The 24,109-nt window shown below is 39.2% G+C and carries 21 protein-coding genes; 17 read left to right on the top strand and 4 right to left on the bottom strand.

Features of this window, described 5'->3' with window-relative positions; all coding sequences use genetic code 11:
- Window positions 1-5 precede the first annotated feature (5 nt).
- From asp1 to QM460_RS02980, 14 genes are all read left to right on the top strand, one after another.
- The gene (gene asp1 / locus QM460_RS03045) at window positions 6-1,577 is read left to right on the top strand and encodes an accessory Sec system protein Asp1 (protein WP_414289208.1); all 1,572 of its coding nucleotides are present in this window, start codon (window positions 6-8) and stop codon (window positions 1,575-1,577) included.
- Entirely contained in the window at window positions 1,570-3,102 is a 1,533-nt protein-coding gene (gene asp2, locus QM460_RS03040; protein ID WP_414289207.1) for an accessory Sec system protein Asp2, read from the top strand. The genes asp1 and asp2 overlap by 8 nt, the downstream gene beginning before the upstream one ends.
- Window positions 3,102-3,581, top strand: a complete 480-nt coding sequence (asp3, locus tag QM460_RS03035) for an accessory Sec system protein Asp3 (protein ID WP_045763916.1) — start codon at window positions 3,102-3,104, stop codon at window positions 3,579-3,581. The genes asp2 and asp3 overlap by 1 nt, the downstream gene beginning before the upstream one ends.
- Window positions 3,571-5,952 (top strand): accessory Sec system translocase SecA2, encoded by a 2,382-nt coding sequence (secA2, locus tag QM460_RS03030; protein WP_414289206.1) that lies wholly within the window; start codon window positions 3,571-3,573, stop codon window positions 5,950-5,952. The genes asp3 and secA2 overlap by 11 nt, the downstream gene beginning before the upstream one ends.
- Window positions 5,953-5,964: 12 nt before the next feature.
- Complete coding sequence (gene gtfA, locus QM460_RS03025; RefSeq protein ID WP_414289205.1) at window positions 5,965-7,485, top strand: accessory Sec system glycosyltransferase GtfA; 1,521 nt, start codon at window positions 5,965-5,967, stop codon at window positions 7,483-7,485.
- Window positions 7,469-8,815, top strand: coding sequence for an accessory Sec system glycosylation chaperone GtfB (gene gtfB, locus QM460_RS03020; RefSeq protein WP_414289204.1), 1,347 nt, complete (start codon window positions 7,469-7,471; stop codon window positions 8,813-8,815). The genes gtfA and gtfB overlap by 17 nt, the downstream gene beginning before the upstream one ends.
- The gene (gene asp4, locus QM460_RS03015; RefSeq protein WP_045763912.1) at window positions 8,808-8,987 is read left to right on the top strand and encodes an accessory Sec system protein Asp4; all 180 of its coding nucleotides are present in this window, start codon (window positions 8,808-8,810) and stop codon (window positions 8,985-8,987) included. Before gtfB ends, asp4 begins: the two co-directional genes overlap by 8 nt.
- Before the next feature lie 4 nt (window positions 8,988-8,991).
- The gene (gene asp5, locus QM460_RS03010; RefSeq protein WP_070458808.1) at window positions 8,992-9,216 is read left to right on the top strand and encodes an accessory Sec system protein Asp5; all 225 of its coding nucleotides are present in this window, start codon (window positions 8,992-8,994) and stop codon (window positions 9,214-9,216) included.
- A gap of 346 nt (window positions 9,217-9,562) precedes the next feature.
- Window positions 9,563-10,285 (top strand): pseudouridine synthase, encoded by a 723-nt coding sequence (locus tag QM460_RS03005; RefSeq protein ID WP_414289203.1) that lies wholly within the window; start codon window positions 9,563-9,565, stop codon window positions 10,283-10,285.
- A gap of 110 nt (window positions 10,286-10,395) precedes the next feature.
- Window positions 10,396-11,730: an aminopeptidase C gene (pepC, locus tag QM460_RS03000; protein WP_045763910.1), complete on the top strand. Its 1,335-nt coding sequence runs from the start codon at window positions 10,396-10,398 to the stop codon at window positions 11,728-11,730.
- 138 nt (window positions 11,731-11,868) lie between these two features.
- Window positions 11,869-13,185 (top strand): ISL3 family transposase, encoded by a 1,317-nt coding sequence (locus QM460_RS02995; RefSeq protein ID WP_414289202.1) that lies wholly within the window; start codon window positions 11,869-11,871, stop codon window positions 13,183-13,185.
- A 261-nt stretch (window positions 13,186-13,446) separates the two neighbouring features.
- Window positions 13,447-14,025, top strand: coding sequence for a DUF4230 domain-containing protein (locus QM460_RS02990; RefSeq protein WP_301392167.1), 579 nt, complete (start codon window positions 13,447-13,449; stop codon window positions 14,023-14,025).
- A gap of 166 nt (window positions 14,026-14,191) precedes the next feature.
- A complete protein-coding gene (locus QM460_RS02985) occupies window positions 14,192-14,437 on the top strand; it encodes a hypothetical protein (RefSeq protein ID WP_004238875.1) in 246 nt (81 codons plus the stop codon).
- 338 nt (window positions 14,438-14,775) lie between these two features.
- The gene (locus QM460_RS02980; RefSeq protein WP_223339927.1) at window positions 14,776-15,195 is read left to right on the top strand and encodes a leucine-rich repeat domain-containing protein; all 420 of its coding nucleotides are present in this window, start codon (window positions 14,776-14,778) and stop codon (window positions 15,193-15,195) included.
- Between the two features lie 234 nt (window positions 15,196-15,429).
- Here QM460_RS02980 and QM460_RS02975 read toward each other — a convergent pair whose 3' ends face one another.
- The 4 genes from QM460_RS02975 to adhP form a co-directional block, all read right to left on the bottom strand.
- On the bottom strand, window positions 15,430-16,341 hold the full coding sequence (locus QM460_RS02975; protein WP_414289201.1) for a PTS system mannose/fructose/sorbose family transporter subunit IID: 912 nt from the start codon (window positions 16,339-16,341) through the stop codon (window positions 15,430-15,432).
- A 14-nt stretch (window positions 16,342-16,355) separates the two neighbouring features.
- Entirely contained in the window at window positions 16,356-17,168 is an 813-nt protein-coding gene (locus QM460_RS02970) for a PTS mannose/fructose/sorbose transporter subunit IIC (RefSeq protein ID WP_153225636.1), read from the bottom strand.
- A gap of 29 nt (window positions 17,169-17,197) precedes the next feature.
- Window positions 17,198-18,187: a PTS sugar transporter subunit IIB gene (locus QM460_RS02965; RefSeq protein ID WP_414289200.1), complete on the bottom strand. Its 990-nt coding sequence runs from the start codon at window positions 18,185-18,187 to the stop codon at window positions 17,198-17,200.
- Between the two features lie 351 nt (window positions 18,188-18,538).
- Window positions 18,539-19,558: an alcohol dehydrogenase AdhP gene (gene adhP, locus QM460_RS02960; RefSeq protein ID WP_049502676.1), complete on the bottom strand. Its 1,020-nt coding sequence runs from the start codon at window positions 19,556-19,558 to the stop codon at window positions 18,539-18,541.
- 372 nt (window positions 19,559-19,930) lie between these two features.
- On the opposite strand from adhP, the gene QM460_RS02955 reads away from it, so the two are divergent.
- The 3 genes from QM460_RS02955 to QM460_RS02945 all read left to right on the top strand — a co-directional run bounded on the left by QM460_RS02955 (window position 19,931) and on the right by QM460_RS02945 (window position 24,108).
- On the top strand, window positions 19,931-21,208 hold the full coding sequence (locus tag QM460_RS02955) for a gamma-glutamylcysteine synthetase (protein WP_414289199.1): 1,278 nt from the start codon (window positions 19,931-19,933) through the stop codon (window positions 21,206-21,208).
- Window positions 21,209-21,282: 74 nt separating this feature from the next.
- Complete coding sequence (thrC, locus tag QM460_RS02950) at window positions 21,283-22,767, top strand: threonine synthase (protein ID WP_414289198.1); 1,485 nt, start codon at window positions 21,283-21,285, stop codon at window positions 22,765-22,767.
- 60 nt (window positions 22,768-22,827) lie between these two features.
- Window positions 22,828-24,108: an MATE family efflux transporter gene (locus QM460_RS02945; protein WP_414289197.1), complete on the top strand. Its 1,281-nt coding sequence runs from the start codon at window positions 22,828-22,830 to the stop codon at window positions 24,106-24,108.
- The last annotated feature ends 1 nt before the right edge of the window (window position 24,109 follow it).

The following is a 24,109-nucleotide window of genomic DNA, read 5'->3' as shown; positions in this document are numbered from 1 at the left end:
AATATATGTATTATTTCATCCCTTTTTTAGAAAATAACAATCAATCTTGGCAGGCAAGTATTGTACCTTGGTATAGGACTCCTTATCGCTTAGAATTTGATGATGTGTTGCACCAAATTCGAATTTTTAAACGCCAAGAACTAGAATCTAAGATACTATGGTTGACTTATCATCCTCATCTGCGTTACTTGCTACATAGACAAGATCTATTAGAGTCGGAAGTTTTTTCTGTTTTTGATGCTATACAAAATATTGAAAATGAGGAGATGCATCCTTTACAATTAAAGGATTTAGCGTGGGATGAAGATTGTGACTTTATCTATACTCCCTTTGTAATTGCAGTTAAACAGCAAGGGGCACTTTATGCTGAAATTGAATATGGTTCAGAAGGATTTATCAGCTACATCACTTATTTTAAAGATAACCAAGTTGATTTTATTTGCTATTTTGATGATCGTGGTTTTTTGTCTGGTCTTGTAGAGTATAGGGATCAAAGACCAGCTACTCGTTATTATTACAACGCTATTGGTCAGTGGCAATTAAGGGAAAATTTGCAAGGAGAACAGCCGATTGTAAAGGTAAATCCAGCAGTAGGCTACCGTTTTGGAAAATTAACTTATGACAGTATAGATGAGGTTATCTGGGAATTCTTAACAAAATTTTTAAATCGAGATTATGAGGTTGGAGATTCATTTGTTTTGGCAGCTAACACCAAGTTTCAAAATCAATTGTTAGAAAGATTGCCAGAAGAGGCTCCTAAAATTATAAGTTTCTTTATTGAAAGAAATCAAGCAGATAATTTACAAGATCATCGTCAGGTAGTGGAGAAGTCCAGATTTTTGATTAGTGATCGGAAAGATTTTCTTGAGCGATTACAAGAGACTTATCCCCAATTTGCTTCAAAAATGCATCATTTACCTTCTTTTGATACGCGTTTGAAATTAGGAGTTAGTCAACGATTAAAGGAATCAAAAATTTATGTCCAATTAGATGTACAGATGCAACAAGATCCAAAAGTTTTGTATGAAATCTTACATTTTGTCTCGAAAAATCCTTTGACGGAGGTTGTTTTTTCATTATTCAATGCAGAAGGTTATCAAATTGAAGCTTTGCAAAATCAACTCGATTCGCTGATTATGGAACGTCTTAACCCAAGGGATCTATTAAAAGATTCTGTGCTATCTGATGCAGAAAATACACTAGAGGAAAATACTAGAGATGATTATCGCTTTAAGATTATCAATCTAAATGATGAGATGGGTTTGATTCGAGAGTTAGAGTACACTCGTTTAATTGTTGATTTAAATCCAGTCGCTAATATTTACACTCAGATTGCAGGGATTAGCGCAGGAATTCCTCAAATCAATTTTTCCGAGTCAGAATATGTTACCCATTTACAAAATGGTTATATCTTATCGGATTTATCAGAGTTTAGTAAAGCGGGACACTACTTTTTAGATACCTTGGAATATTGGAATCAAGCCTTAATTTACTCAATTGATAAGATTCGACAAAATACAGGTGATCAATTTATAGATAAGTGGGAAAAATGGTTAGAGGAGGCAAATAGTGAGTAATAAATTACAGATTTTGCAGATAGGAACTAAAAATTGGAGCCATGACTATGAACTTCCTGAAAATATGGATTGGCATTTCTTTTGGCCAAGATCAACGACTGCCATAAGGAAGGTCATGAAAATGGAAGGATTAAAGACTTTTTCAGCTGTTTTAGTTGATAATCCTGAGCATCTATCTGATCTGCTTCCTTTGATGAGAATGGTGACTCCTTATACTATTTTCTATCCCGATACAGTTGCGCCTCAATCAGAAGATGTTCAAGATTTTTTGAAAAAAACTTGTGCTCAATCAACAGATTTTTCAAATCCAGCAGAACTTTTACGACTTTTATCTAAGGCCTTGTTTAGAGGTCAGTATGGGGATAAGTTAGTTGCGATTGATATGATTGTCAATCCTGCTTTTACGGGGCAGGTTCGTTATAATGGTTATGAAAATTTAGAATTATTAGGGAAGTACGGTGACGACTTCCGCCCCTTGATCAGCTGGAAGTATAATATCCGAGCTAGCGATTTCAATCCAGTTGAGCTCTGGCTAGAATATGAGAAGGATTTAACTTGTGACATTCGCCTCATTGTTAGAAATATTCAAGATGGATCTACTGCTAATTTTGTCAAAGAACGAGTTTTCACAGTTGAAGATATGCAGTCTGCCCTGGTGTTGGACGATGATTTTTCTTCATTTATCAGCGTTTCTTTAGAAGCTAGAGGAGCAGGACATCTGAAAATAGGAGCTCTTCACCAGCGTTTAACGCGCTACCAATTTGGTAAGTATGTTCTTGGTGGTGGCATTATTCATAATGACAAGCGTGAGGAAATCAATTACTTCTTCTATCCAGGAGACTTTAAGCCACCTTTAAATATCTATTTCTCTGGTTATCGTCGAGCAGAAGGGTTTGAAGGTTTCGGTATTATGAAATATTTGGGAGCCCCTTTTATCTTATTTTCTGATCCTCGAATAGATGGTGGAGCCTTCTATTTAGGCGATGAATATCTTGAAAATGGGATTCGAAATGTTATTCAAGAGTATTTAGATTTGTTAGGATTTTCAAATAAGGAATTAATCCTTTCAGGGATGTCTATGGGGACCTATGGTTCTATGTATTATAGCTCTTTTTTTGAACCCCGAGCAGTTATAGTTGCTAAACCCTTAACCAATCTTGGCTTGATAGCTGAAAGAGGTAGACTCGAAGCACCTGGACTTTTCCCGACTGCTTTTGATATCTTACGTCATCATTCTAAGGGGGATGCTAGCATAGATGCCATGAGAGCACTGGATGACCGCTTTTGGACTGCCTTTAAAAAAGCAGATTTTAGCCAAACAATTTTTGGACTCTCATATATGAAAGAGGAAGATTATGATCCACGCGCTTTTGAGGGATTAGTAGAGGCCCTTTATCATTCGGGGGCTCACATCATGGTAAAAGGTACTTCGGGTCGCCATAACGATGATAGTGCTACAAGTACAACATGGTTTATGAATTTTTATAAGATAGTATTAGAGCAAAATTTTGGGAGAAAGTTTTAATGATTATCAAACGGAATAAAGAAATTTATTGGGGAGAATTTAGAGGGGCTAGCTTAGGAGTTTTAGCAGAGAATAGCTTTTTATATGGGTCAGTCGTTATCTACCATTCACGTGATCATGTTTATTTTGAAAATAGTATGGTGAATTCTGGTACTATGATTCATGAGTGGACCTCAAGTTTTAATTTTCAGGGAAATCGCTTAACCCCAACCTTACCTCTTTTAAAAAAGGGCCATCGTTACCGTTTGGTTAGTCAGATGACTGTTCAACCTCAAAATGGTTTATATTTTAGACTCATTTTTATGGATCGTTATGATAAGCAGGTCGATCAAGTGATTGAAAAAGATTTTGATTTCACCTTTACCTATCCAGAAGAGGCCTATCATTACAAAGTACAGCTGTTGAGCGCAGGTCTTCAATCAGTTGACTTTCATTCATTTTCAATAGAAGAGGATTATTCTAAACAAGATGTGGAATAACAATAGACAATTGAGCAAGGTGAAAAAAATCTTGCATCAAATCAATCTAAAAAAAGAAGAGATGGCCTCGCTAACAGATGATGAATTAGCAGGTAAAACACAAGAATTTAAAGAGAGATTAACTGCTGGAGAAAGCTTAGATGATATTCTAGTAGAGGCTTTTGCGGTTGTCAGAGAGGCTGATAAGCGAATCTTGGGGATGTTCCCCTATGATGTACAAGTCATGGGTGGGATTGTCATCCACCAAGGGAATGTAGCTGAAATGAATACAGGTGAGGGTAAAACTCTGACTGCTACTATGCCGGTTTACCTCAATGCTTTGTCAGGGCAAGGTGTCATGCTAGTGACTACTAACGGCTATCTTGCTAAGCGTGATGCAGAAGAAATGGGACAAGTCTACGAATTCCTAGGATTGACGATTCGGATTCCTTTTCCTGAAGATGATGATGATGAAGAGTTAACACCAGAGGATAAGCGGGAAGTTTATAGTGCAGATGTGGTGTATACTACCAACAGTGGTCTTGGTTTTGACTATTTGCTTGATAATCTAGCTTCTAGTGAGGATAAAAAATATATGCCAGCATTTAACTTTGTCATCATAGATGAAGTTGATGCAGTCTTGCTAGATAGCGCTCAAATACCACTTGTTATTTCAGGCTCACCTAGAGTACAGTCTAATTTCTATGAAATTATTGACACTTTGATGACAACTCTAGTTGAGGGCCAAGACTATATCTTTAAAGAAGAAAAAAAAGAAGTATGGCTCACTACTAAGGGTGCTAAAACTGCGGAGAGCTTTTTAGGTATTGATAATCTCTATTCCGAGGAGCATAGTGTACTAGCAAGACACTTAATCTTTGCTCTACGAGCTCATACCTTATTTAAAAGGGATAAAGACTATATTATTCGTAAGGGTGAGAAAGACGAAGAACTTGTGTTGCTGGATCAAGGTACGGGACGTTTATTAGAAATGACCAAATTACAGGGTGGGTTACACCAAGCCATCGAGGCAAAAGAGCATGTTTCTTTGTCTGAAGAAACTCGGGCAATGGCTTCGATTACCTACCAAAGCTTATTTAAGAAGTTTAAAAAAATTTCTGGGATGACTGGGACTGGAAAGGTTGCAGAGAAAGAGTTTTTAGAAACTTATGGTATGTCAGTCATTCGAATTCCTACTAATCGTAAGAATCAGCGAATTGATTATCCAGATAATCTCTATGTTACCCTACCTGAAAAAGTGTATGCTTCACTTGCTGAGATTAAATATTATCATGAAAAGGGTAATCCTTTATTGATTTTTGTTGGATCCGTAGAAATGTCTGAACTCTACTCCTCCCTATTGTTACGGGAAGGAATTGCTCATAACGTTTTAAATGCCCATAATGCGGCGCGTGAAGCTCAGATGATTGCAGAGTCGGGTCGCATGGGAGCTGTAACAGTTGCGACATCTATGGCTGGTCGTGGGACTGATATTAAGCTTGGCCCAGGAGTTGCTGAGCTTGGTGGATTAGTTGTCATTGGTACAGAACGGATGAATAGTAAACGTATTGACTTACAGATTAGAGGACGTTCTGGTCGGCAGGGAGATCCTGGTTTATCAAAATTTTTTGTCTCACTAGAAGACGATGTGATCAAGAAGTTTGGTCCTCCTTGGGTGCATAAGATGTATAAGGATTATACAGTAAACCAACAGATAAGTCCTGAACCCCTAGAAGGAAGACGCTATCGAAAATTAGTAGAAAAAGCGCAGAAAGCAAGCGATAGCGCTGCTAGATCATCAAGGAGTCAAACTTTAGAGTATGCTGAGAGCATGAATATCCAAAGAGAGATGGTCTATAGTCAAAGAAACCGCTTGATTGATGGAACTGAGGATCTAGATGGTTTTGTGGTAGATGTACTAGATGAGTTCGTAAGAAAAAGCTTGTCAGAAGAATCCTTTGAAAGTAGAGAAGAACTGTATCATTTTATCGTTAAAAATATCAGTTTTCTTTACCATGCAGTTCCGCGAGAGTTAGATATGACGGATAAGGATGCGATTAAGCTAGTTCTGGAGACAACAGTTCAAAAGAGTCTACAAGAGAAACGAACACTTCTAGAAACACTTGATCTCTTTTCTCATTTTCAGCGTTTAGCATTGCTAAAAGCAATAGATGATAACTGGGTAGAACAGGTGGACTACCTGCAACAATTGAGTCTAGCGATTGGTGGTCAATCAGCTGCTCAAAAGAATCCTATCGTTGAGTATTATCAAGAAGCTTACAATGGCTTTGAAGAGATGAAAAAGCAGGTCAAGAAGGATATGGTTCGAAATCTTCTATTGAGTCGAGTAGACATTTCGCCTGATGGGGAAATTATGACTTATTTTCCATAAAAAGAGGACAATATGACAATTTACAATATAAATTTAGGAATTGGCTGGGCCAGCAGTGGTGTTGAATATGCCCAAGCTTATCGTGCGGGTATTTTTCGCAGCCTGAATCTGCCGTCGAAGTTTATCTTTACAGACATGATTTTGGGCGATAATATCCAGCATTTAACCGCAAATATCGGTTTTGATGATGAACAGGTTATTTGGCTCTACACTCATTTCACAGATATCAAGATTGCACCGACCAGTGTGACGGTAGATGATGTTTTGGCTTATTTTGAAGGTGTAGAAAGCCGTCGTGAAAGAAATGGGAAAATTGAACGAATCTTCTTCTCAGATGAAGACAAGTTTATCACTTGCTATTTGGTAGATGAGGAGAAGGATTTTGTCCAACATGTAGAGTATGTGTATGCTGGCAAATTGATCCGCAAGGATTACTTCTCATATACACGCTACTGCACAGAGTATTTTGCTCCTAAAGACAATGCAGCGAATCTCTACCAAAGAACCTTCTACAATGAAGATGGGACTCCAGCTTATGAGATGTTCATGAATCAAGGGACTGAGGAAGTCTACCGTTTCAAGGATCGCATTTTATACGGGAAGCCTGCCTTGCTCCGTTACTTCATGCAGACACTTGGGTTAAGTAAATCAGATCTAGTGATTTTGGATCGTGAGACAGGGATTGGTCAGGTGGTCTTTGAAGAAGCGCGTGCAGCTCACCTTGCTGTTGTTGTTCACGCTGAGCACTATAGTGAAAATGCGACCAATGATGATTATATCCTTTGGAACAACTATTATGACTACCAGTTTACCAATGCAGATAAGGTCGATCTCTTTATCGTTTCAACGGATCGTCAAAAGGAAGTTCTAGAGCAACAGTTTGCTCACTATACCACACATGCTCCTAATATTGTGACCATTCCAGTTGGAAGTGTTGACCAATTAATAAAACCACAAGAGAGTCGTAAGCCATTTTCTCTCATTACAGCTTCGCGTCTAGCCAAGGAAAAGCATATTGACTGGCTTGTCAAGGCTGTGATTGAGGCTCATAAGGAATTGCCAGAATTAACCTTTGATATCTACGGTAGTGGTGGCGAAGAAGGACGTCTACATGAGATTATTGCTGCAGGTCAGGCAGAAGAGTATATTAAACTCAAGGGTCATGCAGAACTTTCCCAAATCTATTCACAGTATGAAGTTTATCTAACCGCTTCTACAAGTGAAGGCTTTGGTTTGACACTCATGGAAGCAATTGGTTCTGGCTTGCCATTGATTGGTTTTGATGTTCCTTATGGAAATCAAACCTTCATCGAAGATGGCGAAAATGGTTACTTGATTCCAAGCTCATTTGACCATGTAGAAGATGAAATCAAGAAAGCTTATGCAGAAAAAATCTGCCAATTGTATTTGGAAAATCGTTTGGAAGGTATGAGAGAAAAATCCTACCAGATTGCTGAGAAATTCTTGACTCAAGAGATTTTGAACAAATGGGAAAATACAATCAAGGAGGTAGTGGATGATTCAGTTATTTGATGTATACAATCAAGAAAGCCAAGATTTGCACTATAGTCTGACTGAAGCAGGACTGTCTGATTTGGCTGTGGTTATTGAACCCGATGGATTTTTACCAGATGGAGTTGTCTCACCTTTCACCTATTATTTGGGGTATGACAGTGGTAAACCCTTGTACTTTAACCAAGTTCCCGTTCCAGATTTTTGGGAGATTGCAGGGAATAATCAATTTGGGACCATCAATGACCTCAATCAAGAACGAGCAGTGATTCATTTTGCAGATGGCTTACAGGCTCGTTTGGTGAAAAAAGTCGAATGGAAAACACCAGCAGGCCGCATCTTTCAAGTAGATCACTACAATCGTTTTGGAGCTTGCTTTGCTAAGACCACCTTTGATGGATCTGGTCAAGCTATCATGACTTCTTATCGGAATGTAGATCAAAAAGAAGTTATTTTGGAAAACCATGTCACAGGTGATATTCTCCTGACCTTGGAAGGTCAAGGATTGCGCCATTTTTCTGGTCGAGTGGCCTTTATTATAGACTTCTTACAAGGTTTGAAAGTGAATCTTGACCACATTCTCTTTAATACCCTATCTACATCGTTTTTGACTTCCTTCCATTTTCCAGAAAAATCAGGTCAGGATATCCTAGTTTGGCAAGAACCATTGCATAATGATATACCAGGAAATATGCAACTGATCTTGGAGAATGATCAGCTTCGAGCTAAGACCATTATCATTCCAGATTATGCAACCTATGAACGTGCTCTGCAATTGACGGATGAAAAATTCCATCATAAGTTTAGTCACTTGGGTTATCATTATCACTTTAAGCGCGATAATTTTGTTCGTCCAGATGCCTTGATAGTGACCAATTCGGATCAACTAGAGCAAGTCGAAAAGCTAGTGGAAAGTCTGCCAAAGGTTACTTTCCGAATCGCAGCAGTAACAGAAATGTCGACCAAGTTACTGGATATGATCCGCTACCCCAATGTCGTACTCTATCAAAATGCCAGTCCCCAAAAGATTCAGGAGCTTTATCAGTTATCAGATATCTATTTGGATATCAACTACGGTAATGAACTTCTCCAGGCTGTACGCCAGGCCTTTGAGAACAACCAACTGATTCTAGCCTTTGAAGAAACAGCGCATAACCGTCGTTATATTGCCCCAAATCATATTTTCGCTAAGGAAGCAGTTGAAGACATGATTCAAACCATTGAGTTAGCTCTTTCTAACGTTACAGAGATGGGACAGGCGCTAGGTGAGCAAGGATATTATGCTAATTATGTAGATCCAATTACATACCAGGATAGGATGCAAACGATTTTAGGAGAAAGCCATGACTAAAAAAGATTTATTTTATGAGGATGTTGAAGGTCGTATGGAAGAGATGAAACAACAACCCATCAAAAAAGAAAAAGCTACACGTGGTGAAAAGATTAGTAAAACTTTCTCTTTCTTGTTGGGGTTAGTTATCTTGATTGGTTTATTATTTACTTTGATAGGACTTTTGAGGTAGTTAAATGACTGAATTATTGATAATTTTAACCATTATTTTAGCTCTTTCCTTAATCATCCTTGTGACCATTCAACCAAGACAAACTCAAATTTTTTCTATGGATGCTACTAGTAATATCGGCAAGCCCAGCTATTGGCAAAGCAATACGCTTGTTAAAGTCTTAACCTTGCTTGTTAGCATATCACTATTTGTGTTGTTGCTCCTCTTTATGGTTTTAACTTTTAACTAATCGTTAACTGTATTACTAGAACGTTTGATTTTAACAGTGAATATTTAAAGAAATTTAAGTTTGAGGAGAAATTTTTAAGAAAACTTTTAGGAATCTAGCTTATACTGTAAGCATAAGTTAAGAAGAACTTAACTTTAACTCCTAAAAATTTTTCATAATAATCTCCCTATAAAATAAAGTCGCCCAATCAGGCGGCTTATTTTTGTACTAATACTCAATGAAAATCAAAGAGCAAACTAGGAAGCTAGCCGCAGGCTGTACTTGAGTACGGCAAGGGGACGCTGACGTGGTTTGAAGAGATTTTCGAAGAGTATAAGATTAAGCTTGTTCATGGTATAATAGTACTATGAGATTAGATAAATATTTGGTTGCCTGCACCGTAGGAAGTCGGACAGAGGTTAAAAACTTTCTAAAGGCTGGGCGCGTGACGGTCAATGGTAAAAAGGAAAAATCTGCCAAGCTACAAATCAATGAAGAGACAGACGAGATTTGTTTTGACGGGCAAAAGCTAACCTACGAGGAGTTTGTTTACTATATGCTGAACAAACCCCAGGGTGTTATTTCAGCAACTGAAGATCCAAAACATAAGACTGTGTTGGATTTGTTGGATGACTTAGCTCGTTCAAAGGAAGTTTTCCCAGTAGGGCGTTTGGATATCGATACGCATGGACTCTTGCTCTTGACAAATGATGGTAATCTGGCTCATGCTCTTCTTTCACCAAAACGTCATGTGAATAAGACTTATCTGGCGCAGGTCAAGGGAATGATGACAGATGCAGATGTTGAGACATTTGCGCAAGGTATTCCGCTCAAGGGCTTCACCTGTCAGCCTGCCAAGCTGGAGCTTGTGTCTATTGATAGAGAAAAAAACCAAAGTCTGGTTCGCGTGACCATTGCAGAAGGGAAATTCCACCAGGTTAAACGGATGGTGGCCTACTGTGGTAAGGAAGTGGTGGACTTGCAACGTCTGACCATGGGAACTTTAACCTTGGATGAAAATCTGAAGCGTGGGGAATGGCGTCGCTTGACCAAAGAGGAATTAGAAGGCTTGCTCGAAAGTGTTAGGTAAACTGTGTAATCGTTGAAAAAGGTGAGGAAAATATCCTTGCCTTTTTCAGTTTTTGGTTGCTTCCTTTGTGAAAAGAGTTATAATAGACTGTAGAATAAAAGGAGGATTTTATGAACGCGATTCAAGAATCATTTACAGATAAATTATTTGCTAATTATGAAGCAAATGTCAAATACCAAGCTATCGAAAATGCTACTAGCCACAATGGAATTTTTGCAGCCCTTGAGCGTCGTCAAAGCCATGTAGATAACACACCTGTTTTCTCACTTGATTTGACAAAGGACAAGGTCACTAACCAGAAGGCTTCAGGTCGTTGCTGGATGTTTGCGGCCCTCAATACCTTCCGTCACAAACTCATCTCTCAATACAAACTTGAAAACTTTGAATTGTCACAAGCCCACACCTTCTTCTGGGACAAGTATGAAAAATCTAACTGGTTCTTGGAGCAAGTCATTGCGACTGCAGACCAAGAATTGACAAGCCGTAAGGTTAGCTTCCTACTCCAAACTCCACAACAAGATGGTGGACAATGGGATATGGTTGTGGCTCTCTTTGAGAAATATGGTGTCGTTCCTAAGTCTGTTTATCCTGAGTCTGTTTCATCTAGCAGCAGTCGTGAGCTTAATGCCATCCTTAACAAATTGCTTCGTCAAGATGCTCAAATCTTGCGTGATTTGCTTGCTTCTGGTGCAGATCAAGCAGCTGTTCAAGCTAAAAAAGAAGACCTCTTGCAAGAAATCTTTAACTTCCTTGCCATGTCACTAGGACTTCCACCACGTCAATTTGACTTTGCTTATCGTGATAAGGACAACAACTACCAAAGCGAAAAAGGCATCACACCACAAGAGTTTTACAAGAAATACGTTGACCTTCCACTAGAAGACTACGTTTCTGTGATCAATGCTCCAACTGCTGACAAACCTTACGGTAAATCTTACACAGTTGAGATGTTGGGAAATGTTGTTGGTAGCCGTGCAGTTCGCTACATCAACGTACCGATGGAACGTTTGAAAGAATTGGCGATTGCCCAAATGCAAACAGGAGAAACTGTTTGGTTTGGTTCAGATGTCGGCCAGCTCAGCAACCGTAAAGCAGGAATCCTTGCGACAGATGTTTATGACTTTGAATCAAGTATGGATATTCAACTCACTCAAGACAAGGCTGGACGTTTGGACTACAGCGAAAGCTTAATGACCCACGCTATGGTCTTGACAGGTGTTGATTTGGACGAAAACGGTAAATCAGTCAAGTGGAAAGTTGAAAACTCTTGGGGAGACAAGGTCGGTACAGATGGATACTTTGTTGCCTCAGACGCTTGGATGGATGAATACACTTACCAAATCGTTGTTCGTAAGGAATTACTAACAGAAGAAGAACAAGCTGCCTATGAAGCAGAACCAATCGTCCTTGCACCATGGGATCCAATGGGTGCCTTGGCAGAATAAATGAGATATAAAAAGAATGGTTCTATAATTTTTAGGGTTGATGGAAATTTTCCACCAACCCTATTTTAGTGTATACAAAAAGGCCAACATCCATTATATTAAAAGCGCTGAAACCTAAAACAAAAGGATGATGACCATATGAACAATATACTAGAAGCTACACTACAAATCAAAGATAAAAACATTATTTGGGATAATAAAGTTCAAGAGAAGATATTTAAAAAGAGAAAATCTTTCTTTTATTCAGCTACATATACGCATAAACCAGAATTTTGTGCCGTTTGTGGGTGCGTTAGCCAAAATAACAATATAGTTAAAAACGGGACGAAAACTTCTCGTATCACTCTCTGTTCTGTTTCAGGCCTTCCGGCCTACTTAAATCTACGAAAGCAGAGATTTCTCTGTAGAGAATGTGGTTCTTCATTTACTGCAGATACTAGTCGAATTGTAGAAAAATACTGTCATATCTCGAAACGATTAAAAAATGAAATTAAGGCAAAAATAAGTGAAACAGTATCTGAAACATATATTGCCAAAGAAACAAATGTTTCAATTCATACCGTTAGACGTATCATAGATGATACAGCACGATTATTAACGATTAAACCATTACATGATTTACCTGAGCATTTGTGTTTTGATGAATTTAAATCTGTTAAATCTTCCGATAGCAATATGAGCTTCATTATTTGTGATAGCACTACACACAAGTTGGTCGATGTTGTACGAGGTAGAAAATCTTACAGTTTGAAACAATATTTTTATCGTTTTGAGCCTGAGACTAGATTAAAGGTGAAAACTATCTCCATCGATATGTACTTGCCATACATTCAATTAATAAAAGAAATGTTTCCTAACGCTAAAATTATCATTGATCCTTTTCATATCGTACAAGCCTTAAATAGAGAATTAAATCGAACTCGGGTACGTGTCATGAATAAGCATCGCTATAAAGACTCTAAATTATATCGAAAGTTAAAACATTATTGGAAGTTAATTTTAAAGAACTCTAATGAACTTCAGAACTATAAATATAATCGTTATAAGCTTTTTGAAAGCTTCATAACAAGTAAAGGAATCGTAGATTATATCTTAGAAAAAAATCCATCTCTTAAAAATGATTATGAGTTTGTACATTCACTTCGTGAATGTATACAGGATAGAGATTATATAGAATTCAAGGAAACGATTGAAGCAGCTACGCAATTAGACCTATCTCCTGGTTTAAAAAGAGTATTAAAGACTCTTATGACTTACTTGCCATATATTCAAAATACTTGTGAGTATCCAACTAGAACAAATGGCCCTATTGAAGGAATAAATAATAAAATAAAAGTGCTTAAAAGAAATGCCTACGGCTTTAGAAACTATTACCATTTTAGAAATAGGATTATTTTAATAACAAAAATGTTTGGCCCAAAACAAAAAGGAATTAAGCAACAATTAGTTGCTTAATCCCTTCCTAAATTTCTTCATCAACACTATTTGACAAAGAGCCCTTTTTTAGTGCTCAAAATAGCACTCAATTTTAAATGGATTTGGTGTTCAAAAAATATAATCAAATGCAACAAACTAATTTCATTTTTAATAGGCACAATTAATTTTAGAAGATAGTACGAAAAAATATTGACTATTTTCTTTAGAATGTGTAAAATTTAGATAGATTATTTAAAGTGAGGTTTTTTTATCTTGTCTATATTAAAGAAGAAAGTTAATATGTTTAGTGTACTATTGAATGTGGTATTAATAGCTATTATAGCTATTGGAGTGCTATTTTTCTTACCTAAGGAACATAAATCAGAAGTCAAATCGTCAATTAATATCGAAAGTATTGAAAAAGTGAATGAAGTTGTATTTTTGAATGCGGGAATTAATGAAATTATTTCTGAAACAAAAACAACTCAAGTTTTTGGGTTAGATGTGCCGTTCTCTAAAAAAGCAGCATTAGTAATTTTAAATTATAAAGCTAAATTTGGAATTAAAAGTAGTGTAAAGGTTGAACAAATAAGCGAAAAAGAATATAAGGTTATTGTTCCAAAATTGGAAGTAATTGGTGTTGAACTTTCAAAAGATAATCCTTATGATTTATATGATAGTCATGGAGAGTTATTAAGTGGAACTACAGAAGATATTGATACTGGGAAATTGGTCGCTAACCAACTTTCTAGTGATAAACAAGCAGAGTATTTAGATAAATTTAAGAGTGAAATTAAAGAATCTGCAATCAATTATTATAAAACAATATTTTCTTCAATGGATTCTGAAGTAAAAGTAACTATAGAATTTACAGAATAATTTTTGAAATACAAAACCCTGGCCATCTCTGGTCAGGGTTTTGTGTGGTTCTATAATTTTTAGGGTTGATGGAAATTTTCCACCAACCCTATTTTAGTGTATACAAAAAGGCCAACATCCATTATATTAAAAGCGCTGAAACCTAAAACAAAAGAATGATGACCATATGAACAATATACTAGAAGCTACACTACAAATCAAAGATGCACACAATGAAGGTGTTACATTCCATTTCTTAGAGAATATTAAAGAAGTATTGCGTGATGAGAGTGGGAAAGTAACTGGTGTAAAGGTTATTACAATGGAACTTGGTGAATCAGATGAAAGTGGAAGAAGATCAACGCATGAAGTGGCAGGTAGTGAACATATTATTCCATGTGACCTTGTCGTTGCAGCAATTGAACAAAAGTAGACTTTAGTGTTCTAGATGAAAGGTAAAAATTTGACTTTCGGTCAACATCAGAATACAATAGAAATGAACTAATAACAGGGGATGCATATTTAGGTCCTCAATCTATCGCAACCGCAATTAAAGGCGGGTGAGAAGTTGCGACAGAAGTACATGAATCGTTTAAAGAAAACACATAAATAACTTGTGGTGCCTTTCGTTTTTTTACTGGGAAAATTAAGGAACTATAGTTATAAATCCTTAAAGATATTAATATACTAACATGCGTATATTTATGGAAAGAAGGTTATGTCATCTATAGTTGTACTTCTGACGATAAGGTTGTTCGTGTACCAAAGGAAATTAAAGGTAAACCTGTTATCGCAATTGGAGAACGTGGTCTTGCGAACTTGAAACATTGTGAGGCAATCGTTTTACCAGATACAGTACGATATATTGGAAAAGGTGCGTTTACGATTGACAATAAGTTAAAGTATGTCCACTTTGGTAAGTCAATAGAAACAGTAGAAGATGATGTTTTCAACTCTGACAGTTCATTAGAATCAGTTGTATTCCCAGAAGGAACAAAGAGTATTGGAACATTAGTATTCTGGGGGACATCATCAATTAAATCTATTACAATTCCAGCAAGTGTAACAGAAATTACAGAATACTTCTATTTTGTGGATAACTGTAACCCAGATGTAGAAATCCATACACCTAAGGGATCAAAGGCAGAAGAAGTAGCTAAAGCAATGCAACTTAAAGTAGTAAATGACTAAAGGGGAATAGTATGAACAAAAAATTACTATCAGGCTTAGGGACTGACCCCAAAAAGTGAGAATTTAATAAAAACACCCTAGGGCTACCGTCTTCGGTATCCAACCGGAGACAGGTAGTCCAATTTTTGTTGGATTCTTTTTTCATTAGGTTCTTCATCAACACTATTTGACAAAGAGCCAAAAGAATCAGGTGATAAACCTGATTCTTTTTTTGTTTGTAAATTCTCACCGAGATTACATGATACCGAAGAAACGAGCTGCGATACCAACTACAAAGAGGGCAAGAATGATTGTGATTGGAGATACTTTTTTCTTAAGCAACCACATGCAAAGGAAAGTAAGGAGAAGTCCCATCAATCCTGGGATCAATGAGTTCAACTGTCCTTGAAGGGTTTGTGGTTGAACGCTATCCAAGCTCAATCCGCTAAGTGCTTGGCCGAGGATTCCCTTCAATTCTCCACCTGTAACAGGACCTTCTGGGAAGACGATGTAGGCACCTTCTGACAATTGTTTACCTGGAAGGTTGATAGTGAAGTTGATGGATACCCAACGTTGTACAAGAACGGCAAGGATGAACATACCAAGGATAGAAGCTCCTTTAGTGATGTCTTTCAAGATACCACCTGACATATCTTTAGTGATTTCAGATCCAGCCTTGTAACCAAACTCTTGTGTATACCATAGGAAAGACATACGGATTGCATTCCATCCAAAGAAGAAGAGAAGTGGTCCGACGATATTACCAGTCGCAGCAAGTGATGCACCAAGGGCACCGAGGATAGGACGTACTGTAAACCAGAAGACTGGGTCACCGATACCAGCAAGAGGTCCCATCATACCGATCTTAACACCTTGGATAGCAGCGTCATCGATTTCAGTACCGTTAGCGCGTTCTTCTTCAAGTGCAAGAGTAACCCCCATGATTGGAGCAGCTACGTATGGGTGAGTGTTGAAGAACTCAAGGTGACGCTCAAGAGCAGCAGCTTGGTCTTCTTTAGTAGTGTAAAGTTTCTTGATAGCTGGGATCAAAGAGTAAGCCCAACCCAAGTTTTGCATACGTTCGTAGTTCCAAGAACCTTGAAGGAATTGTGAACGCCACCAAACTTTTTGGCGATCTGATTTTGATAATTGAATTTTTTCAGCCATGATTGTTCCCCTTTCTAGTAGTCTTCTAGGATATCACCGATTGGATCGTTAGAAGTTGCAGCTCCTCCGCCACCGTTTCCACCTTGTTTAGAAAGGTTGAGGTAGATGAAGGCAAGGGCAACACCGATGACACCAAGGGCAATCAAAGTCAATTGAGAGATTGCTGCAAGAGCAAAACCGATAGCGAAGAATGGCCATACTTCACGAGTAGCCATCATGTTGATAACCAAAGCGTAACCAACGGCAACGACCATAGCACCACCGACAGCCATACCACCTTTAAGCCATTCTGGCATAAGTTCCAATACGCCTTGAACGGCTTCAGTTGGCATTGCAAGCAAGAGTGCAGCTGGGATAGCAATACGTAGACCTTGAAGAGCAAGGGCAAAGTAGTGAGCGCGTTCAACAGCTGTAATGTTTCCTTCTTTAGCAGCAGCGTCAGCAGTGTGAACCAAACCAACTGAGATTGTACGAACGATCATAGTCAAGAAAAGTCCAGCTACGGCAAGAGGGATTGCAGTTGCAGTTGCGACTGCGATACCTTCAGTAGTAAAGTTACCACCTTTGATCATGATAATTGCAGCAGCAACAGAAGCAAGAGCAGCGTCAGGAGCTACGGCAGCTCCGATGTTAGCCCAACCAAGGGCGATCATTTGAAGTGATCCACCAAGCATAACCCCAGCTTCGAGGTTACCAGTTACAAGACCGATAAGGGTACATGCTACGATTGGTTGATGGAATTGGAATTGGTCGAGGATACCTTCAAGACCTGCGAAGAAGGCAACAACTACAACCAAGATAGCAGAAATGAATGAAATATCTGACATGGTTTTATTCCTTTTCTATTTAATGTTAATTATTGAACGTTAGCTTTGCTAATCAAGTCAAACAAATCTTTTTTAGTGTCGTTTGGTACTTTACGTACGTCAAATTCAACACCGAGGTCACGCATTTTTTCAAATGTAGCAACGTCGTCTTTGTCCATTGACAATACGTTGTTGACCATTGTTTTACCAGTTGAGTGAGCCATTGATCCAACGTTAAGAGTTTTGATTGGCACACCACCTTCGATAGCACGAAGGGCATCTTGTGGTGTTTCAAACAAGATAAGGGCATGTGTTTCACCAAAGCGAGGATCTTTAGCAACCTCAATCAATTTTTTGATTGGAACAACGTTAGCCTTAACTCCGTTAGGAGCCGCTTGTTTGATCAATTCTTTACGAAGGTCGTCATTTGCTACGTTATCTGAAGCAACGATGATACGGTTAGCTTTTGAATCTGGTGTCCAAGCAGTTGCGACTTGTCCATGAAGAAGACGTGTGTCAAGACGAGCAAGATTGATTTTCAATTTACCGTCTCCGATAACAGTTCCTTCTGGAATAGCAGCTTGGGCAACTGGAGTAGCTGCAGCAGTTGCAACTTCCTCAGCTGGATTTAGCTCTTCTGGAAGAGCCTTGATGCCATCTTTGGCCTCTTTAATGATGTTCGCAGCGACTTTATCCACTCCAGCATTAGCATCCATGAGGCGCTCTGTATATGCTTGGATTAACATCGGTAAGTTAAGTCCTGTGATGATGGCAAATTTACGCTCAGGGTTTTCTCCCATTACGCGGCTAGCTTGGTTAAATGGAGAACCACTCCAAAGGTCAGCCAGGACTAGAACCTCATCTTCTGCGTCAAATGCAGCCACAGCATTGTTGAACTTGGCGTATAAATCATCTGGACCTTCGTTTGGCATAAAGGTTACAACTTGAACCTTTTCTTGTTCACCAAAGATCATAGATCCTGACTGATGAATACCCGCGGCAAATTCACCGTGGCTCGCAATAATGATTCCGATACTCATTATTGTCATTCCTCCTTATAAAATGTTTGACTTGTAGTTTAAGAAAACTTTAAGACTCTTTAAGTATAAATCGATTTCAGAAAAAAAGCAACTAATTATAATAAAGAGTGAAAAAAATCTCAAATTTCCATTTTTACAAATATTGATATATCAAATTTTTATAAAATCATCTATAAAATGGTAAAAAAATTTAATATAAAAAAGCAGAGGGACTAGGAAGTTTACGTCAGTAGTGCTCTTGGGCGTCTAAAAAATGCCCCAAGTCCAATTAGTTGTCGTGTCAAAATTTTATTACAAAAAAACGAGGTGGGATTTTCTGTCCCGACCTCGTTTTGGCATTTATTATTTATCTTAGTGAGTAAAGTCTAGAACCATACGACCTTGGATGGTTCCAGCAGCCATTTCATCAAAGACAGCAATGGCATCTTCGACAGGACGTTTTTGAACGACTGGAACAACGAGACCTTCAGCACCAAATTGGAAAGCTTCTTCCAAATCTTTACGTGTTCCAACTAGGGAACCGATGACCTGAATACCATCAAGAACCGTTTTAACGATACTTAGATCCATCATTTCTGAAGGGAGTCCGACAGCTACTACACGACCGCCTGCACGAACAGAGTCAACTGCTTGGTTGAAGGCAACTTTTGATACAGCTGTTACGACAGCTGAGTGAGCACCGCCGTTTGTTTTTTCTTTGATAAGCCCTGGGACATCTTCGACTTCAAGACCATTAATAACGATATCAGCACCAACTTCTTTAGCTAGAGCAAGTTTATCGTTGTTAATATCTACTGCGATAACGTGAGCGTTGAATACTTTTTTAGCATATTGAACAGCTAAGTTACCAAGTCCTCCAGCACCATAGAGTACAACCCATTGGCCTGGCTCAACTTTTGCTTCTTTGATAGCCTTGTAGGTGGTGACACCGGCACAAGTGATTGAAGAAGCTTGGGCTGGATCGAGACCTTCTGGAACTTTAACGGCATAATCTGCAGTTACGATACATTGTTCTGCCATACCACCATCAACTGAGTAGCCAGCATTTTTTACTGAACGGCAAAGAGTTTCGCGTCCAGTTGTACAGTATTCACACATACCACAGCCTTCAAAGAACCAAGCTACGCTGACGCGGTCGCCAACTTTTAGGCTCTTAACATCAGGAGCGATTTCTTTTACGATACCAATCCCTTCGTGACCGAGAACACGTCCTGGAACTTTTCCAAAGTCACCATGGGCAACGTGGAGGTCTGTGTGGCAAACACCACAGTACTCAACTTCAACAAGTGCTTCCCCAGTTTCGAGCGGACGGAGCACTTTTTCTTCAATAGCAACACCAGTGCCTTCTGGATTTACAACAACAGCTTTCATAGCTATCCTCCTTAATTAGTCGTTGAGGTGCAGTGGAAAAGGGGCTTGGCTTGAGAGGTTTTCAAGTGAAGTCGAATTTGAACCGCCCTCTTATTTACTTATATGTGAAGTATGTCACGATATTTACTATAGTACAATAGTTTTGAGGTAAAAAACTATGTAATCGCTTAACCGGTTGATAAGACTGTGAAAATTGAACAAGTAAGATTGATGCATTGGCGAGTAAATACCTATAAACGCTAGAAGAGTTGACTTTATATCGCCTCTTTAAGGTTTTCAGCAAATTTTCTGAGTTTCTTCTCGAGGGGATTTTGGTATAATATAGAAAGCAATTGATCTTTCTAGTTAGAGAATTTAGAGTGAGAGGTATCTATGTCCCCTTCTATTCAGTTATTGAAAAACCGTTATTTAAAAAATATCAAAGAAAATCCAGAACTCTACATTGGTATTGAGTTGGAGTTTCCTATCGTACATACGAAAGGGAAACCCACAGATATTGAAGTCACAAAGGACTTGATGCGATTTTTAGTGAATGCTCTTAGCCTGGAAGTTGAAAAAGAGGACCAGGACGGAAATCCGATTCAACTTGTAGAACCAAAAAGTCAGGATCGGATTCTGTTTGAGGTTTCTTACACGACCTTGGAGTTTGCCTTTGGCAGAGCCCAGAAAATCCAAGAGGTCCAAGGTCGATTTCAAGCTTATATGAAGGTCATTCAGGAAAAACTAGGCGAAAAGGATCATGCTATCCAGGGCTGGGGGATTCATCCAAACTGGGATCAGAATGACAATCGACCGGTGGCTTATCCACGCTACCAGATGCTGATGGATTACTTGCATATGGGAAGTCGCCAAGATAGAGCTGATTTGCATGACTTTCCACAATACGGTGCTTTTATCTGTGGGAGTCAAGTTCAGTTGGATGTATCGACTGCTAACTACCTACGAGTTATCAATGCTTTCACTCAGATTGAAGCAGCAAAAGCTTACTTATTTGCCAATTCTGAGTTTTCGGGAGCAGAATGGGATACTAAGATTTCACGGGATATTTTTTGGGAAGCTTCCATGCATGGGATTTATTCAGAGAATGTTGGTGTCAATGCCAGACTCTTCAAAGATGAGGATGATTTCTTTGATTATCTAGACCGCTCTGCGATTTTTACAGCAGAACGAGATGGGGAAACCTACTATTTTTCTCCGATTCGGGCTAGAGATTACCTAGCTACTGAGGAAGTTTCGGCCTATACTCTAAATGGAAAAGAAACTCTGCTTGTTCCTCAAGAGAAGGATTTTCAAACGCACCGTAGTTACCAATTTCAAGACTTGACGACTAGAGGAACGGTCGAATTTCGTAGTGTTTGTACGCAACCCCTAGACCGAACCTTTGCTTCAGCAGCCTTTCATCTAGGTTTGTTGGTAAATCTAGACAAGCTTGAAGCTTACCTAGAGACAGCTCCTTTCTTTGAGCACTTTGGTCGTGACTACAAGTCATTGAGACGCCAGTTTTCTAAGAAACAGCTTTCAGACGAGGAGACAGCTGGAATTGTCCAGTTCTCCAAAGACTTGCTAGCTATAGCAGAGCAAGGTCTTGAAATGAGAGGTCAGCAAGAAACAACCTATTTAGAGCCTTTGAAAGAAAAATTGACTCTATAATTTTCTTATAAAGGAAGAATTTTCTGAAAAATCATGTTATAATGGATGAGACTATAGATAAAGGATAGAGATTTATGACATTAGTTTATCAATCAACGCGTGATGCGAAAAATACCGTAACAGCCAGCCAAGCGATTTTGCAAGGTTTGGCGACAGATGGAGGCTTGTTCACTCCAGTTAGCTATCCAAAGGTAGATTTGGATTTTGAAACATTAAAGGACGCTTCATACCAGGAAGTAGCTAAGCTTGTCTTGTCAGCCTTCTTGGATGACTTTACAGCAGAAGAGTTGGACTACTGTATCACCAATGCCTATGACAGCAAGTTTGATACACCAGCCATTGCCCCTCTTGTCAAACTTGATGGTCAATACAACTTGGAACTCTTCCATGGTTCAACCATTGCCTTTAAAGACATGGCCTTGTCTATCTTGCCATACTTTATGACGACGGCTGCTAAGAAACACGGTTTGGAAAACAAGATTGTTATCTTGACTGCAACTTCTGGAGACACTGGAAAAGCTGCCATGGCAGGATTTGCGGATGTCTCTGGAACTGAAATTATCGTCTTTTATCCAAAAGACGGTGTCAGCAAGGTGCAAGAGTTACAAATGACCACTCAAACGGGCGAAAATACCCATGTTATCGCTATTGATGGAAACTTTGACGATGCCCAAACCAACGTCAAGCATATGTTCAACGATGTGGCTCTTCGTGAAAAATTAGCAGCTAACAAGCTCCAGTTCTCATCAGCTAACTCTATGAATATCGGTCGTTTGGTCCCACAGATTGTCTATTATGTTTATGCCTACGCTCAGCTTGTTAAAACTGGTGAGATTAAGGCTGGTGACAAGGTTAACTTCACCGTACCGACAGGAAACTTCGGAAATATCTTGGCTGCCTTTTACGCTAAGCAAATTGGTCTCCCAGTTGGTAAATTGATCTGTGCTTCAAATGACAACAATGTTTTAACAGACTTCTTCAAAACTCGTGTTTATGACAAGAAGCGTGAGTTTAAGGTAACCACTAGCCCATCTATGGATATTTTGGTCTCTTCAAACTTGGAGCGCTTGATTTTCCACCTTTTGGGTAATGATGCGGTTAAGACAGCTGAACTCATGAATGCTTTGAATAACCAAGGTCAGTATGAATTGACAGATTTTGATGCAGAGATTCTTGACCTTTTTGCAGCAGAGTATGCGACTGAAGCGGAAACAGCAGCAGAAATCAAGCGTGTTTATCAAACAGATGCCTACATTGAGGATCCACATACAGCGGTTGCCTCAGCTGTTTATAAAAAATACCAAGCGGCGACAGGCGATGTGGCTAAGACCGTGATTGCTTCAACAGCTAGTCCATATAAATTCCCAGTAGTTGCAGTAGAAGCTGTAACAGGGAAATCAGGTTTGGGCGATTTTGAAGCCTTGGCTCAACTACATGAAATTTCAGGAGTAGCAGTGCCACCTGCAGTTGATGGCCTCGAAACAGCTCCAGTCCGTCACAAGACAACTGTTGCAGCAGCAGAGATGCAGGCTGCAGTAGAATCTTATCTAGGACTTTAAGACAGAGGAAGTAAACTCGGTTGGGAAACTAACTGAGTTTCTTTTCATCAGGAGGAAGGATTGTTTAAGAAAAATAAGGATATTCTCAACATAGCCCTGCCAGCCATGGGTGAAAATTTCTTGCAGATGCTCATGGGGATGGTCGATAGCTATCTGGTAGCACATCTGGGATTAATCGCCATTTCGGGTGTGTCTGTAGCGGGCAATATTATCACCATTTACCAAGCGATTTTTATTGCTTTGGGAGCGGCTATTTCCAGTGTCATTTCCAAAAGTTTGGGACAGAAAGATCAGTCTAGACTAGCCTACCATGTGACAGAAGCACTCAAAATCACCCTACTCTTGAGTTTATTTTTAGGAGCCTTGTCCATCTTTGCAGGACAAGAGATGATAGGTCTTTTGGGAACAGAAGAGGCAGTCGCTGAAAGTGGTGGACTTTACCTAGCTTTGGTCGGTGGCACAATCGTCCTCTTAGGCTTGATGACGAGTCTAGGAGCCTTGATTCGCGCCACCCATAATCCGCGCCTTCCCCTTTATGTGAGTCTTTTATCCAATGCCTTGAATATTCTCTTTTCAAGTCTAGCTATTTTTGTTCTTGATATGGGCATAACTGGTGTTGCTTGGGGGACTATTTTGTCACGTTTAATCGGGGTTGTGATTTTGTGGTCGCAATTAAAACTTCCATATACGAGACCAAGCTTTGGACTGGACAAAGACTTACTGACTTTGGCTTTACCTGCAGCGGGAGAACGTCTCATGATGAGGGCTGGTGATGTAGTCATTATTGCCTTGGTTGTTTCCTTTGGGACGGAGGCTGTCGCGGGGAATGCTATTGGTGAAGTCTTGACTCAGTTTAATTATATGCCAGCCGTTGGTGTCGCTACGGCAATAGTTATGCAAGTAGCTCGAGCAGTTGGAGAAGATGATTGGGCAAGGGTAGACAACTTAAGTAAGCAAACTTTTTGGCTATCCCTCTTTCTCATGTTGCCCTTGACGCTTAGTATCTATGCTCTTGGGACACCACTAAGTCACCTCTACACCAGTGATCCTGTGGCTATTGAAGCCAGTGTTATGGTGACACTGTTCTCACTACTAGGAACTCCTATGACGACGGGGACAGTCATTTATACAGCGGTCTGGCAGGGGTTGGGAAATGCACGCCTCCCCTTTTATGCGACAAGTATCGGGATGTGGTGTATCCGTATCGGAACAGGGTATCTGATGGGAATTATTCTTGGTTGGGGCTTGCCTGGTATTTGGGCAGGAACACTTTTGGATAATGGTTTTCGCTGGTTCTTCCTGCGCTATCGTTATAAGCAATATATCTCTTTGAAAGGATGAC

This window comes from Streptococcus infantis, from assembly GCF_047464415.1.
Lineage (GTDB): Bacteria > Bacillota > Bacilli > Lactobacillales > Streptococcaceae > Streptococcus > Streptococcus infantis_AE.
The sequence above is the reverse complement of the archived record's forward strand: the minus strand, read 5'-3'. Positions and strand labels throughout refer to the sequence as shown.

Coding starts and splice junctions, on each gene's coding strand:
- asp1 (WP_414289208.1), top strand. CDS start 6: ATGTATTATTTCATCCCTTTTTTAGAAAATAACAATCAATCTTGGCAG.
- asp3 (WP_045763916.1), top strand. CDS start 3,102: ATGATTATCAAACGGAATAAAGAAATTTATTGGGGAGAATTTAGAGGG.
- secA2 (WP_414289206.1), top strand. CDS start 3,571: ATGTGGAATAACAATAGACAATTGAGCAAGGTGAAAAAAATCTTGCAT.
- gtfA (WP_414289205.1), top strand. CDS start 5,965: ATGACAATTTACAATATAAATTTAGGAATTGGCTGGGCCAGCAGTGGT.
- gtfB (WP_414289204.1), top strand. CDS start 7,469: ATGATTCAGTTATTTGATGTATACAATCAAGAAAGCCAAGATTTGCAC.
- asp4 (WP_045763912.1), top strand. CDS start 8,808: ATGACTAAAAAAGATTTATTTTATGAGGATGTTGAAGGTCGTATGGAA.
- asp5 (WP_070458808.1), top strand. CDS start 8,992: ATGACTGAATTATTGATAATTTTAACCATTATTTTAGCTCTTTCCTTA.
- QM460_RS03005 (WP_414289203.1), top strand. CDS start 9,563: ATGAGATTAGATAAATATTTGGTTGCCTGCACCGTAGGAAGTCGGACA.
- pepC (WP_045763910.1), top strand. CDS start 10,396: ATGAACGCGATTCAAGAATCATTTACAGATAAATTATTTGCTAATTAT.
- QM460_RS02995 (WP_414289202.1), top strand. CDS start 11,869: ATGAACAATATACTAGAAGCTACACTACAAATCAAAGATAAAAACATT.
- QM460_RS02990 (WP_301392167.1), top strand. CDS start 13,447: ATGTTTAGTGTACTATTGAATGTGGTATTAATAGCTATTATAGCTATT.
- QM460_RS02985 (WP_004238875.1), top strand. CDS start 14,192: ATGAACAATATACTAGAAGCTACACTACAAATCAAAGATGCACACAAT.
- QM460_RS02975 (WP_414289201.1), bottom strand. CDS start 16,341: ATGGCTGAAAAAATTCAATTATCAAAATCAGATCGCCAAAAAGTTTGG.
- QM460_RS02970 (WP_153225636.1), bottom strand. CDS start 17,168: ATGTCAGATATTTCATTCATTTCTGCTATCTTGGTTGTAGTTGTTGCC.
- QM460_RS02965 (WP_414289200.1), bottom strand. CDS start 18,187: ATGAGTATCGGAATCATTATTGCGAGCCACGGTGAATTTGCCGCGGGT.
- adhP (WP_049502676.1), bottom strand. CDS start 19,558: ATGAAAGCTGTTGTTGTAAATCCAGAAGGCACTGGTGTTGCTATTGAA.
- QM460_RS02955 (WP_414289199.1), top strand. CDS start 19,931: ATGTCCCCTTCTATTCAGTTATTGAAAAACCGTTATTTAAAAAATATC.
- thrC (WP_414289198.1), top strand. CDS start 21,283: ATGACATTAGTTTATCAATCAACGCGTGATGCGAAAAATACCGTAACA.